This is a genomic window from Donghicola tyrosinivorans (assembly GCF_003003355.1).
GTDB classification, from domain to species: Bacteria; Pseudomonadota; Alphaproteobacteria; order Rhodobacterales; family Rhodobacteraceae; genus Donghicola; species Donghicola tyrosinivorans.
In genome coordinates, this window is the sequence record NZ_PVTQ01000003.1 from 75662 (window position 1) to 89953 (window position 14292).

General features: G+C 59.0%; 11 protein-coding genes. 3 read left to right on the forward strand and 8 right to left on the reverse strand.

Features of this window, described 5'->3' with window-relative positions; all coding sequences use genetic code 11:
• Positions 1–20: 20 nt before the first annotated feature.
• The 8 genes from kdsA to CLV74_RS05180 all read right to left on the reverse strand — a co-directional run bounded on the left by kdsA (position 21) and on the right by CLV74_RS05180 (position 10143).
• On the reverse strand, positions 21–839 hold the full coding sequence (kdsA, locus tag CLV74_RS05145; RefSeq protein WP_106263164.1) for a 3-deoxy-8-phosphooctulonate synthase: 819 nt from the start codon (positions 837–839) through the stop codon (positions 21–23).
• Entirely contained in the window at positions 839–1639 is an 801-nt protein-coding gene (locus CLV74_RS05150; RefSeq protein ID WP_106263165.1) for a 3-deoxy-manno-octulosonate cytidylyltransferase, read from the reverse strand. The genes kdsA and CLV74_RS05150 overlap by 1 nt, the downstream gene beginning before the upstream one ends.
• The gene (locus tag CLV74_RS05155; RefSeq protein WP_106263166.1) at positions 1636–2592 is read right to left on the reverse strand and encodes a KpsF/GutQ family sugar-phosphate isomerase; all 957 of its coding nucleotides are present in this window, start codon (positions 2590–2592) and stop codon (positions 1636–1638) included. Before CLV74_RS05155 ends, CLV74_RS05150 begins: the two co-directional genes overlap by 4 nt.
• A 155-nt stretch (positions 2593–2747) precedes the next feature.
• A complete protein-coding gene (locus tag CLV74_RS05160; protein WP_106263167.1) occupies positions 2748–4127 on the reverse strand; it encodes an HlyD family type I secretion periplasmic adaptor subunit in 1380 nt (459 codons plus the stop codon).
• A complete protein-coding gene (locus CLV74_RS05165) occupies positions 4124–5866 on the reverse strand; it encodes a type I secretion system permease/ATPase (RefSeq protein WP_106263506.1) in 1743 nt (580 codons plus the stop codon). The genes CLV74_RS05160 and CLV74_RS05165 overlap by 4 nt, the downstream gene beginning before the upstream one ends.
• A 164-nt stretch (positions 5867–6030) precedes the next feature.
• Complete coding sequence (locus tag CLV74_RS05170) at positions 6031–8433, reverse strand: calcium-binding protein (protein ID WP_106263168.1); 2403 nt, start codon at positions 8431–8433, stop codon at positions 6031–6033.
• Between the two features lie 112 nt (positions 8434–8545).
• Complete coding sequence (locus CLV74_RS05175) at positions 8546–9229, reverse strand: hypothetical protein (RefSeq protein ID WP_106263169.1); 684 nt, start codon at positions 9227–9229, stop codon at positions 8546–8548.
• Positions 9226–10143 carry a helix-turn-helix transcriptional regulator gene (locus CLV74_RS05180; RefSeq protein WP_106263170.1) on the reverse strand — a complete coding sequence of 306 codons (918 nt, stop codon included), beginning with the start codon at positions 10141–10143 and terminating at the stop codon, positions 9226–9228. Before CLV74_RS05180 ends, CLV74_RS05175 begins: the two co-directional genes overlap by 4 nt.
• Before the next feature lie 867 nt (positions 10144–11010).
• Here CLV74_RS05180 and CLV74_RS22755 point away from each other — a divergent pair.
• From CLV74_RS22755 to CLV74_RS05195, 3 genes are all read left to right on the forward strand, one after another.
• The gene (locus CLV74_RS22755; protein ID WP_170107986.1) at positions 11011–11382 is read left to right on the forward strand and encodes a response regulator transcription factor; all 372 of its coding nucleotides are present in this window, start codon (positions 11011–11013) and stop codon (positions 11380–11382) included.
• A gap of 226 nt (positions 11383–11608) precedes the next feature.
• Positions 11609–13609 carry a YjbH domain-containing protein gene (locus CLV74_RS05190; RefSeq protein ID WP_170107987.1) on the forward strand — a complete coding sequence of 667 codons (2001 nt, stop codon included), beginning with the start codon at positions 11609–11611 and terminating at the stop codon, positions 13607–13609.
• Positions 13606–14259, forward strand: coding sequence for a YjbF family lipoprotein (locus CLV74_RS05195; protein ID WP_106263173.1), 654 nt, complete (start codon positions 13606–13608; stop codon positions 14257–14259). Before CLV74_RS05190 ends, CLV74_RS05195 begins: the two co-directional genes overlap by 4 nt.
• Positions 14260–14292 lie beyond the last annotated feature (33 nt).

Here is a 14292-nt window from a genome sequence, read left to right on the forward strand (position 1 = left end):
GACCGACCTGCGGGGGTATCTTAGCCCTTGGTGATATCGTCGTAGGCTTTGAGGCGCTTGAGCAGCGCGGTCATTTCCGCCAGCGGGACCATGTTGGGGCCGTCGGAGGGCGCGTTATCGGGGTCTTCGTGGGTCTCGATAAACACCGCGCCGGTGCCGATGGCGATGGCGGCGCGGGCCAGAGGTTCGACGAATTCGCGCTGGCCGCCTGTGGAGGTGCCTTTGGAGCCCGGCATCTGGACCGAGTGGGTCGCGTCAAACACCGTGGGATAGCCGGTTGCGGCCATGATCGGCAGCGAGCGCATGTCCGTCACCAGTTGGCCATAGCCAAAGGTGGTGCCCCGTTCACACAGCATGATGTTCTCGTTTCCGGTGCTTTCGATCTTTTTGACCGCGTTGCCCATGTCCCAAGGGGCAAGGAACTGGCCCTTTTTCACGTTGATCGCCTTGCCGGTTTCACCGGCGGCCAGAAGCAGGTCTGTCTGGCGGCAGAGGAACGCGGGGATTTGCAGGATATCGACGACTTCGGCGGCTTTGGCGCAGTGCCAAGGCTCATGCACGTCGGTGATGGTGGGCACGTTGAATTCCTGCCCGATGGTACCAAGGATTTCGAGGCCTTTATCCATGCCAACGCCGCGCTGACCGGAGAGCGAGCTGCGGTTGGCTTTGTCATAGCTGGCCTTGAACACCCAGTTGATGCCTGCTGCCGCGCAGGCCTCGGCGATGCCGGTGGCCATCATGCGGGCATGCTCAAGGCTTTCCAGCTGGCAGGGGCCGGCAATCAGGGTGAAGGGAAGGTTCTGCGCGATCTTGATGTCGCGGACGGTGACGGTTTTCATTATTCGGTGCCCTCTTTGGTCAGGACGGATTCAATTCGTTCGACGTCGACGGGGTTGTTCAGTTCCCAGAACACGCGGCCGCGGCCTTCGACCTGCACGCAAGCCACGGACTGGCCGTTTTCCAAGAACCGCAGTTGTTCCAGACCTTCCAGCTTTTCCAACGCCCCTTCGGGCCAGCCGGTGTAGGATTTCAGCGCGTCAGGGCGATAGGCATAGACGCCCACGTGGTGGAAGACGGGGGTGTTGTCGCCGGTGGCCGGTTCATCGCCGGTGTAGGGGATCACCTCTTTCGAGAAGTAAAGCGCGTGGCCGTGGGTATTGAACACTGCTGTGGTGCCGCCTACGCGGCGTGCGCGGCGGTCGTCGCGGAAGTTGTTCAGGGTTTCCCCATCACAGCGCAGAACGGGGGTGGCCACGGGCAGATCGGGATCGGCCTTCATCGCCTCGATCAAGGCCGTCAGGAACCAGACCGGCGTCAGGGGCGCGTCCCCTTGCAGGTTCACCACCAGATCGGTGTCTTCGGGCAGTTGGGCCAGCGCCTCGGCGCAGCGTTCGGTGCCGTTGCGGGCGTGGGGCGAGGTCATCAGCACGTCGGCGCCAAAGGCGCGGGCGGCGTTGGCGATCCGGTCATCATCCGTGCAGACATAGACCGCATCGACACCAGGGGTAGCTTTGCCGACCTCCCACGTGCGCTGGATCAGGGGCTTTGCCACGCCGGTTACGCCATGCAACGGCACCAGAGGCTTGCCCGGATAGCGGGTCGAAGCATAACGGGCGGGAATCAGGATGACAGTGCTCATGCAACACCTGCGCGCAGACAGTCGTGGATGTGAAGGATGCCCTGAAGCGTGCCGTCTTCGGTGGTGACGCACAGGGTGGTGATTTTCTTGTCGTTCATGATGCCAAGCGCTTCGGACGCCAAGGCCCCTGCGCGGATGGTGCGCGGGTTACGGGTGGCGACCTGTCCGGCGGTTTTCGACATCAGGCCATCAAGGTTTCGGCGAAGGTCGCCGTCGGTGATGATGCCGGTCAGCTTGCCGCCTTCGGTCAGGGCGACGATGCCAAGGCCTTTGGCCGAGATTTGGACCAGTGCCTCGCCCATGGGGGTATCTTCGACCACCAAGGGCAGGTCCGCGCCCCCATGCATCAGGGCGCTGACGGGCAAAAGCTGCGCGCCAAGGCTGCCACCGGGATGGAAGGCCAGAAAGTTCTCTTTCTCAAAGCCGCGCAGCTTCATCAGGGCCACGGCCAGCGCATCGCCCAAAGCCATAGTGACCGTGGTCGAGGTCGTGGGCGCCATGCCGATGGCGCAGGCCTCTGGTGCGTCGGGCAGTTGCAGAACCACATCGGCCTGTTGACCCAAGGCGCTGTCGGGGCGCTTAGTCATGGCGATCATTCGGATCTGGAAGCGGCGTGTGTGGGCGATGATATCGGCCAGTTCTTTGGTTTCGCCCGAGTTCGAAATCAGAATGACCACATCCTGCGGGGTGATCATGCCAAGGTCGCCGTGCGAGGCCTCGCCCGGATGGACGAACTGGGCGGGGGTGCCAGTGCTGGCCAAAGTTGCCGCGATCTTGGCACCCACATGACCCGATTTGCCCATGCCCGAGACGATCACGCGCCCCGTCGCGGCCTTGATCATATGCACGGCGTCAGGAAGACCTGCGGGCGGGGTGGTGATCATCTGACCGATGGCGTCAACCTCGGTCTGCAGCACATCCCGCGCAATCTGGAGTACTTCGCTATCGGTCATGGGGCTTCCCGCACTAGTCCTGTTGCCAGCGGGTTTGCCTGAAATCCGCCCAAGGCGCAACTGCGGCGCGGTTCGGGGTCTTTTGAATAAAACGCGGCCCCTGCCCTTCTCGGGAAGCAGGGGCCGCTTGGAAAGCTGATCGGTAAGCCCGCCGATCAGCTCTTTTCGCGCATGGCAGTGAACATCGCGCCAAGCAAGGGGCTGAGCAGATAGTTCATGACTGTCTGCGTTCCGGTTTCCAGCATCGCCTGCGCGGGCATGCCCGGCAGCGCCTTGACGTTGGGCAGGGCGGCCAGTTCCTCTTCAGGGATACGGACCTGCACCGTGTAGTAGGAAATGCCCTTGGTCGCGTCGCGCGTCGCATCCGCTGGCACCAGCGAGACATAGCCCTTGACCGGCGGCGTCGTGCGGAAGCTGTAGGCCGAAAGCTGCACCCGCGCTGGTCCGCCAACAACCACATCGTCGATGTCGCTGGTCTTGACCTGCGTCTCAAGCACCAGTTCGGCCGTGGAAGGGACAATACTAAGCAGCGGACGATTGCGGTCCAGAACCTGCCCGATGGTGTTGATCTCTAGATCCACCACCTGACCCGCCGCAGGCGCGACGATCTCAAGACGGTTATAGGTATCCTGAGCCACCGACATGCGCTGGCGGATGTCATAGATGGTTTCCTGAACCGCCTGACGGCTTTCAGACACCTCACGCAACTGGTCGCGCTGGATTTGCAGGATACGCTCTTCCAGTTCGGTTTCCTGCTTGAGGGATGCCTCCATCCGCGAGCGCAGGATGCCGATTTCGCCAAGCAGGCCGGTTTCAAGGCGGCGGCGTTCGTCCATCCTCGTCTTGGTCACGATGCCTTTTTCGAACAGAGCGTTCAGGTTCGCGCGTTCTTCCTGCACGATGTCCAGCTGCTCTTGCAGGGCGGCCATCTGTTCGCGCTGGCCAACAAGACCGTCTTCGATCTGGGCGATACGCTGATCCATAATTTCATAGGTGCCGACCATCAGCGCATTGCGCGATTTCAGCACCGAGCGCTGGCTGTCCAGATGCTTGGCCAGTTCGGGATCGTTGTCCACCAGCGTCTGAAGCTCCGGCGAGACTGTCAGTTCATCCGAACCAGCCAGTTCCGCCATCAAGCGGGCCTCGCTGGCCAAGGCACTGGCTAGCTGACCGTTCAGAATGCTGATCTGTGCGTTGACGCGGTTGTCGTCCAGAATGGCAATGACTTGCCCCTTTTCAACAACGTCTCCTTCGTTGACGAGGATCTCTTTGACGATGCCGCCTTCCAGGTGATCGACGCGGACATGATCCCCTAGCACCTTGAACGCACCCGGCGCGACGACTGCGCTGGTCATCTGGGCAACGCTGGCCCAAACCACCAGACCGCCGAACAGACCAAAGCCTGCAAAGATCAGCCATAGCACCAACTGTCGCACACTGACCGGCGGAGCGGCTGGCAGTTTCGGCCCGGGAAGACGATCAGGAAAGCCTTTAGCGACCTGACGCTGATCGAAGTGATGTTCTGCCATGGTCATGCTTGCGCTCCTTTCCGTTCGTCGGTGCCCTCATTGGGAACGACGGTGATCCGTTTGGTCGGCTTTCCGGCTTCGAGTACCGGTTCAACCGAAGCTTCCAGCACCTCTTTGGCGGTCCCAAAGCGGGCCAGACGGCCATCTCGGATCAGAGCAGCATGTGTGACCTGACGCAGCAGGCTCATACGATGGGTGACTGCGATCACGACCGCACCGCGCGCGGTTGCGTTCTGGATCGCGCGGGCCAGCGCGGCCTCGCCTGCGGGGTCAAGGTTCGCATTGGGTTCATCCAGCACGATGATCTTGGGACGCCCCATGAAGGCACGGGCCAGACCGATCCGCTGGCGTTGACCTGCGGACAGGAAGCCACCACGGGGACCAACATCCGCGTTATAGCCACCGGGCAGGCCGAGGATCAGGTCGTGGACCTCTGCCTCTTTCGCGGCGGCGACGATATCGCTGGCGCGGGCCTCGCTGTCCATCAGGGCGATGTTTTCGGCGATAGTGCCACGGAACAGGTCCACCTGTTGGGGCAGAAAGCCCACGTATTGGCCAAGTTGATCCGACGGCCAGTCGCGCACATCCGCATCGTCGATGCGCACCGCGCCGCGGGCCAGCGGAATAAGACCGATCATCGCACGTGCCAAAGTGGTCTTGCCCGCACCCGACGGGCCGATCAGACCCAGCGAGTCACCAGGCTGCAAACCAAGCGAGATATCGTAGAGCAGCGGCTCGGACCGGCCGGGCAGCATGACGGTGGCATTCTGCACATCGATGCGGCCAGAGGGTTCGGGCAGCTCCATGCGATGCTCGTCCACGTGCTTCACGGCAGCCAGCATCGCGTTCAGACGCTCATTTGCCGCCCGCGCGTTGATCAGCGAACGCCAGCCAGAGATCGACTGTTCAACCGGCGCAGCCGCACGGCCCAGCAGGATCGATGAGGCAATCATCAGACCCGGTGAAATTTCAGCGCGAACCACAAGGATCACGCCCGCACACATCATGCCGATCTGCAGGAACTGGCGCACGCCTTTCGCCGCCGACGACATGATCGCCATTCGGTCAGTCGCGCGGGTCGAGAACATGATGGCCGAGAAGGCCCGCATTTTCCACCGCTCCAGCATCGCTTCGGATTTACCGTGGGCGCGGATCAGTTCGGCGTGGGTCATCATCTCGTCCACGGCGCGGTTTGCGTCCTTGGCCGAGGTCTGTGCCTGCTTTTCGCTTTCGCGGGTCATGATTTCGCTAAGAACACCAATCGCCGCAAGGGTCCCGATCCCCAGCACAGCAATCATGCCAAGCAGCGGGTGGAACATGAACACCAGAACGGTGAAGAACAGCGCCCACGGGGCGTCCAGCATCGCGACAAAGATCGGGCTGGTGACAAAGGTGCGCACTTCCTGAACGTCGCGCAAAGGCTCCGAGCCTTGCATCCCGTCGGGCAGACGCTTGTCGATCATTGCGCGCAGAACCATCGGGCTAAGACGGGCCTCAAGGCGGGTGCCAAGGCGGGCCACCAGACGTTGGCGCAGTGCGTCGAAAAAGAAGTAGAACAAAAGCGCAATAGCCGCGCCAGTCGTCAAAGCGACCAGCGTGGCTATGCTACCAGAGGACATGACCCGTTGGAAAAGTTGGATCATGTAAAGAGGTGCCGTTAAAATCAGCAGGTTTACAAAGATGCTCGTAACAAAAATCGCGGTGATCACACCACGTTGTCCCGAGAAGACGGTTTGAATTTTCATGGTTGCACGTGCCCCCCCCGGATACACAAAAAGCAACAAAACTAATTTCTGATCTTAACTGGCACCCTGGTCCAAGGCTGACCTTGGCCGGGGGGACCAGTGAAACATTCCTGAACCAGGGCTAGAAATGCCCGGGCTAGCGCACAGCCCGGGCATCCCATTCCTTATGCGACGAAGCCGTGATCGTCGTCGAAGCCATGCGGATCGTCGCTGACGACCACGTGGATTGCTTCGTACGAACCGGTGTCGCCCGACGACAGTTCGTTGATGCCAACCAGGTTCGACCACGGATCAGCTTCGTTGTCCTGACCCAGGTAACCGAACTCAACGTTCGCACCAGCAGTCAGACCCTTGATGGTCAGGGTCTCGCCCAGGAAGGTGATGACGGTGTCGCCAGCCACTTCCGAAACGTTGACGAGGTCTTCCAGCAGGTCGAATGCTTCGGCTGCAGAGGTACCACGGCCACCTTGGTTGTCGTTGACGCCGGCTTCCAGAACGTTGGTAACGCGGAACTGGATGTGATCGTTGTCCTGATCCATATCGAAGTCGTAGATGGTGTCCGAGCCCGAAGTCGTGGTGAACTCTTCGCCGTTCCACTCCAGATCGATGATGAAGACGTCTTTGCCTTCGCCGCCGTACAGGTGGTCAGTGCCTTCGCCGCCTTTGATGAAGTCGTTGCCTTCGCCACCCAGCAGGGTGTCGTTGCCAGCGCCGCCATCAAGGAAGTCGTCTGCGTTGCCGCCGTCGATGTAGTCAGCACCGTCTTCGCCGTACAGGCAGTCAGAACCGTTGTCACCTTCGATGGTGTCGTGGCCTGCGCCGCCTTCGATGGTGTCTGCACCAGCACCACCATTGAGCGAGTCATCACCGTTGTTGCCGTCGATGAAGTCGTTGCCGGTGTCGCCGTATGCGGTGTCGTTGCCTTCACCACCGTAGACGACGTCGTCTCCGGTGCCGCCGCTCAGCATGTCGTTGCCGTCGTTGCCGAACAGGGTGTCGTTGCCTGCGTTACCTTCAACGGTATCTTCGCCAGCTTCACCTTTGACCAAGTCGTTGCCGTTGCCACCGTACATCTTGTCGTCGTGGCCACCGCCATACATCTTGTCGGCGCCGTCGTTGCCCCACATGCAGTCGTTCTGCGAGCCGCCCCACATTTTGTCGTTACCCTGACCGCCAGACATGCTGTCGTTAAAGGTACCGCCCATCATGAAGTCGTTGCCCTTTTCACCGAACATCTTGTCACGGCCACCTTCGCCGAACATGAAGTCGTTGCCGTCGCCACCGCGCATCAGGTCACGGCCGTTAACACCGTGGGTGCCGGTGTCCATTGCGGTGTCCAGATCGGGAGCCGTTACTTCGATGACGTTCTGCTCGACTGCACCTTCACAGTAGTTTTCTTCGTAGGTGCAGAGCCAGTCTTCCAGCGCACGGATGCGGCCCGGTGCCAGAGTTGCCATGTCGCCGAACATGAAGTCGCGCTGCGCGCCACCTTCCATCACGTCGTTGCCAACGCCACCGCGCATGAAGTCAACGCCTGCGCCGCCGTTCAGATCGTCGTCGCCTTCGCCGCCATCAATGACGTCCGAACCACGGCCACCCTGGATAAGGTCGTCGTCGTCGCCGCCGTGGATGTAGTCGTTGCCGCCCTGGCCGTCGATGGTGTCATCGCCGTCGTCACCGAACAGGCAGTCGTCGCCCGAGGGATCGTAGAACTTGTCACCGGTGGTGCTGTCCGAACCGAACGACAGGTTGTCGCCCTGAGCGAAACGCTCGTCACCGAAGATTTCGTCGTTGCCCGAACCACCGATTACGAGGTCGTCGCCCAGACCACCGGACATGCGGTCGTCGCCGCCCTGACCAGCCATACGGTCGTGACCTGCGCGGCCGTACATGGTGTCGTGACCGTCGGTTTCCGCGTTCTCGGTTTCGCCATCGTCGCCCCACATGACGTCGCTGCCGCCTTCGCCGTCCATGACGTCGTTGTTCGAGCCACCGTACATGTAGTCGCCGGAATCGTCTGCGTAGTCGCCGTCAGCGTCGTCGCCGAACATGATGTCCGCGCCCGAGCCACCCAGAACGGTGTCAACACCGGTGCCACCCAGCAGGGTGTCGTTGCCAGCTTGACCAACGACGATGTCGCAGTTCTCGCCGCCGTCCATCCAGTCGTTGCCGTCCAGATCGCTGATAACGTCCGACTTAGTGGTCATATCCCAGTCGTCGCCGAACAGCGCGTCATTGCCGGTGCCGCCGTAGATCGCGTCATCGCCGCCCTGACCTTCAACGTAGTCCTGACCAGCTTGACCGTACAGTTTGTTGTTCAGCGCGTTGCCGAACACTTTGTCGTTGCCAGCGCCTGCATAGGCGTTGTCACCGGCATTGTTGTCGTTCAGGTCGATAACGTTCGCATCGGTGCCACCGCGCTCAAAAACGCCGTCGTTGAAGTTCTCGTCGGTTTTATCATCCGAGAACACGATCGGGCATTCGTCGTCAGGCAGAGCCCACTCTTCAGTCAGCTCGGGATAGCATTCAATGCATTCTTGATCGTCGGTGTGATCATGATCAGCCATGTCTTAACTCCTTGTTTTCGAAATAGAAGGCGGTCGAAAATTCCGGCACCAATAGTGCACCTTCCAGTCACGGGACGAGCGCCGCTGCGCGAGTCGCTTTCACCCTGCGAGGTCAGTTAACTGTTTTTATGTTGCGATCTATGCCCCCATTTGGGGACGAAAAAACTGTTTTATTTGAAGATGTTACGTCAGCGCTTGCAGGAGCGCTGCCCGCAACGTTCGAGAAGACCGCACCGATCACCAAACCCGCAATCAGTGCAACCGCCGCGAGGCGAATCCCGTGACCGACCTGACCTTTACGCTGGCCCTCGGCCACAGCGGCGGCGACGGTCTTTTCAATCACCGGCTCCAGCTCGATCCGCAGAGCGGCCTCCATCCGGTTCACCGATTCTTCCAAGCGATCCATACGGGCGACCAACTCGGAGCGGTCCTGCTCGGCTTTCTTGTCTGCCAGCGCGGCGAGGCCGGATTGCAGGGTCGAGAAAAGCTGCGTGTTGCGGTTCTGAAGCGCCGCCAGATCTTCACGCGTGGCGATGGGCGAAGGCGAGTTGTGCAAGAGCGTCGCAATGCGGCGCATGTCTGCACTGTTCAAGGTCGGCTGCGGATCGTTGCCCGCAGGCGCAGCGGCCGCAGATTTCTGCGCGGCTGCCTGGGCAGGCGCGGGACGCTCTGCCTGTGCCGCATCGGCGCGGAGCGCAACCTCTACAGCCGCAGCATTGGGCACTTGCGCCTGTACAACGGTCTGCTCGGTGTCTTCAGCCGCAGTGTAGTGTTCGTTCGTATTAATCTGATTCATGACGCCCTCCCGAGCATCGATTGCCACGTCAGGACCTGAGCCATTTCGGCGCGGCATCCGAGGTCAAGCTTGGACAGAACCCGTTTGGAATAGGTGCGGAAGGTCTCTTCCTTGACGCCTGCTTTTGTTGCGGCCTCACGGTAGGGCAGACCCAACTGCATCAAACCGGCGACGCGCGCCTCGGTCGGTGACAGACCCATCTTGCGGGCAAGCAGCTCGGTCCGTTTGGGATCTGGGCGGCGGGGCAACATAATCACTACCAGCGGGTTGTGATCGGTTTCGTCGGGATGGCGGAACAAGGCCACAGGAAAGCGGCTGCCGTCCTTAGAGGTCCGCAGGAACAAGATCAGTTCCTGGTCCTTACGCAAATCGCCGGACGAACATTCCTTGATAGCTTTAGCCAAAACCCGACCTGCCGACGCATCCGAGCAACGCAGCCGGCCATCCACATCACGAAGGAAGTCCGATGCGGACATCGATTCACGTGCGGCGGCATTGCAATGAAGCAAGGCGCCCTCACCGTCCACAATCATCACACCGGATTCGGTCCGTGTGGACACGGTCCAGAGAAGGGCGTTGTTAATGGCCGCTTCGTGGCTGGTGCGCAGCTCTTTCATGCTTTCGTCGCGAACCATCGGCCAGATCGCCCGCAGCACAGTGTCAGCCGCCCCCATCAAGGGCAGCCCTTCTTCGCGCAGCGCAACGTAATCTGTTACGCCATTATCCAGATCGATCGCAAAGCAGGTCCACTTGGTGGCGCAGTCGGGCAACCATGAAAATTCAGCATCTGCCTGTGAAAGAAGGCGTACCGAAGAGACCTGCACCGGACCATCTGCGCTGGGGACGCTAGGCGGAACGGCTGAGGCACCTTCGGATGCTTCGATCGTCGTCAGGAGGATGGGATTGCCCTGCATCTCAATCTTTGCGAGGGCGTAAGTTGTCAGTGCACTAAGAGATCTTTGAAAATAGTTTGTATAATGAATGAGGCCCGTGCGACGGGCCTTTGCCGGTGTAATCATCGTCCCCCCCGGAATGGAATGATACGAAGCCAAGCTAACACAGCGCCACACAACTTGAACGTGTGCATAGGTACTAGAGCAAACGTCTAACGGATCATATTTTTGCAAAACTTATTGATCATTTTAGTGGATTGCATACAACCTATACCCCACTTTGTGGTAAACTGACCTGCCCTTTCAAGATTAACGTTTTTGCAGCGCAGATTTTGAAATCCGAATCAATTGTTCTTTGCTGAACATAGATTGAGCGAAAACTCGCCTCCCCATATCAGGGTATGAATTTAGTCTTTTCAGTGCATTACAAGATAATAGGCGGAAATTTTCTCAAACATCGACAACGACGACCTTTATGACCTAATGTGTAGGAATACCCGACTACCTACCCCTTATTGTTTAATCTACCTTGGGGTGTATTATTGAGCCAAAGTTATTAAAGTTTTACTTTTGAAATAAGAGTTGATGCCGCCTGGAAGGGGCGTTTTAGAAATGTGCGTACATATAGTAAGTGCTAGCAAGCTGCTGACAGACATGTTCTCTAACATCTGTGGCTCTTGCGGCTGTCGCGTTGGGCAAACTGTGTCCAGCCTAACCCAGCTTGAACCTGTCGCCGAAGACGACCTGGTTCTCTATCATGTCCCCGAGCCTGAAGGCTCAATCCTGTCCGACATTCACGACTTTCGCGTTCGCCAACCAAATCTGCGCCTTATTATGGTCGCAGGTCGAGGGCTGCCCCGACATGTGCAGGATCTGCTTTCACCGCAAATGGCCGCCATTATCGATGAGGACCAATCCGCGAAAACGCTGATGGCCACGCTTACAATGGTTCAGGAAGGATATCGCATCGTTCGGATGAATGGCGAATACCACCAGCGCACCTCTGAGGTCCGCACGCCCGAGTTTTCCGTGCCCGATGACGACACCAGCGGCCTTTCGGAACGGGAACGCACGATCCTTGGACTGCTGCGCAATGGCGTTACAAACAAGGCGATTGCGAACCGTTTGGGAATTCAGGAAGCAACGGTCAAAGTGCATTTACGCGCATGCTATCGCAAAATTGGCGCAAAGAACCGCACACAAGCTGCAATCTGGGCGTCGGAGCGACTGTCAGAGGAAACACCAAGTCGGGCAAGCTAATCCAGCGCGATTTAGATGTAATCCATACTAACAAGAAACTGGACGCGCAGCCTATGGTTGTGCAAGAATTAGCCTATTCTTTACCAAACTATTTTAACGAGTCGTCATGGTCTGCCCCAAACGCACTCGGGCGTTACGCCCTCAACTGATCCTATTTGCCTGCGCCACCGTTTACGGGACGCCAATTGCCCTTGCGCGAGATGCCAGCCGGCCCGTCGACATGTCGATGATGGGCACACCCGGGCTGGTCGTGATGCCCGATGCCCGACAGGCACCGGATGCGCGTGCCTCGTTCTCTGTCTCGCACATGCGGGGAATGGACACGACAACACTGACTTTTCAGGCAAGCAAGCGGTTATCCGCGTCATTCCGCTACTCTGGCGTGGACGGCGCGATCAATCCGGATCAGGGGCAATCGACCTACTGGGACCGCAGCTTTGACCTGCGCTACAAGTTGCTGGAAGAGGGCAGATATCTGCCCGCTCTGACCGTGGGACTACAGGATTTCGCAGGCACGGGTTTGTTTTCAGGCGAGTATATTGCCGCCACCAAAACCGTGACGCCGCGGCTTGCGGTGACTGCGGGCCTTGGCTTTGGCCGTCTTGGATCGCGGAACCCGATTACAACCATAGGTGATCGCCCAGGTGTGACAGAATTTCTGGGCGAAGGCGGCATGTTCGCCGTAGACCGCTGGTTCAAAGGCGATGTTGCGCCATTCGGGGGCGTCAGCTGGCAAGCCACTGATAAGTTGAAGGTAAATCTGGAATATTCATCCGACGCCTACTCCGCAGAGAAAGAGGCAGGGATATTCGCGATCAACAGCCCGTGGAACGCCTCGCTTGAGTATGACTTAGGGCAGTTGGCCCAACTAGGCGTTTATACCCTGGGCGGAGATGAGTTCGGGGTACAGTTGACCTTCGGGATTGATCCGAAACGGCCAAAGATCGCAGGCGGCCGCGATGAGGCCCCATTGCCGATCCTGCGACGTCCGGCCCATAGCGCTGAAGATCTTGGTTGGACCACTCAGCAAGATGAGGTCCGCGATGCGGCATTGACCGTTCTGGATCAGGCATTTGAACGCGAGGGGCTTGCCGTTACGGGGCTTGAGCTGTCTGCCCACGAAGCCACCTTGCGGCTGCATAACCCGCGCTTTGATTCAGAGCCCCAAGCCATCGGTCGCGCCGCACGCACAATGGCGAATGTCCTGCCTGAATCGATAGAGACTTTTCACATTATCCCTGAGGTGAATGGCCTGCCGGTCTCTCGGATCACGCTGAACCGCAGTGATCTGGAAAATTTGCAGCATAAATCTGCCCGCGCCATCAACGGCAAAATGCAGGTCACCGACGCTGTCGGGGCAACTCCCGAACCGCGCGCCGATCTTTATCCCGACTGGCGCTGGGGCCTCGCGCCCTATTTGGCCCTTGGGTATTTTGACGTTGAACAGCCCGTCCGCGCCGATATCGGCATTCGGCTACGGGGCGAATACCGTCTGTCTGAACATTTCCGGATTCAGGGTGCAATCACCCATAGACTGATCGGCGATCTTGGCGACGGCGAGACGGAAGAGGACCCCTATCTGCCCGCGGTCAGAACCGACGGGTCCCGCTACTATCGCGATCCCACCGGCATCCAGTCGCTGACGCTTCAATATAATGGGCGACCGGGCAAGGATCTCTATTCGCACCTGACCTTCGGCTATCTGGAAACCATGTATGCGGGCATCGCCGCCGAAGTGCTGTGGAAGCCCGTAGACAGCAGACTGGCACTGGGGGGCGAGGTTGCCTACGTCCAGCAGCGGGACTTCGACCGGATGTTCGGCCTGCGGGACTATGACGTCGTGACCGGCCATCTGTCCGCCTATTATGACTTTGGCAACGGCTATCACGCCCAGATCGATGCGGGCCAATATCTGGCCAAGGATGTCGGCGCGACGCTGACCTTGCAGCGCGAATTGAACAACGGATGGATCTTTGGCGTGTTCGCCACCAAGACCAACATCACCTCGGAAGAGTTCGGCGAAGGCAGCTTTGATAAAGGCTTCTTCATGACCCTACCCCTAAGCTACGTGATGCTTGAGGCTGATCGTGGGACAAATTCGACCATGATCCGGCCACTCCAAAGAAACGGTGGTGCGCGGGTCACGGTGCCCAACCGCCTGTATGAACAGGTTCGCGACTACCACCGCCCCACTTTGGACGCCGAATACGGAAGATTCTGGAGATGACTTTGCGTGCCTTGATTTTAAGCACCGCGCTTGTTTCGCTACTTGGTGCATGCGGTAACGACGACCAACGGGTGCGGGACAAGCGCCTTGATTCCCTGATGCTGAACTCTGCACGGCAACTTGTCGGGATGGCTGTCGAGACGCCTGAGCGTGCCACCGCCGAACAGCTTAGACTGATTGGGCAAGAGATTGCGCAAACCAAGGGGTTTGGCATCATGATTGCGCAAACTCCGATGACCGGCGGTGCCGATCTTTTCGCCTTAGCAACCGTAGATGGAAGTTACACGGTTTGGGGGTCTGATTCGCAAATTACCGTCACCCTGGAGGGTCCGATGCTGATCGGGACGCGCGGTTTCGGGGATGATCTTATGTCAGCCGAAATCGGGCCTGTGAACGCGCTGCTTGCTGCGCGCAGCGAAGGGGACTATCAGCGGGTGCTCCGCTTTCTCGATGGCGAGAACAATGTACGGCAGTATGCCTATGATTGTCGCATCAGCGTGATCAATGATGACACCATGCAAGAGAATTGCACCAACCCTGACCATGCCTTCAAGAACCTATTCGAGTTCGACACCGAGACTGGCTTGGTCCGCCGGTCCGAGCAATGGATGGGCAGTGCGACGGGCTATCTGGTCATCGAAATAATATAATTAAAACAATAGGTAGAAATGAAAAACGGGCCC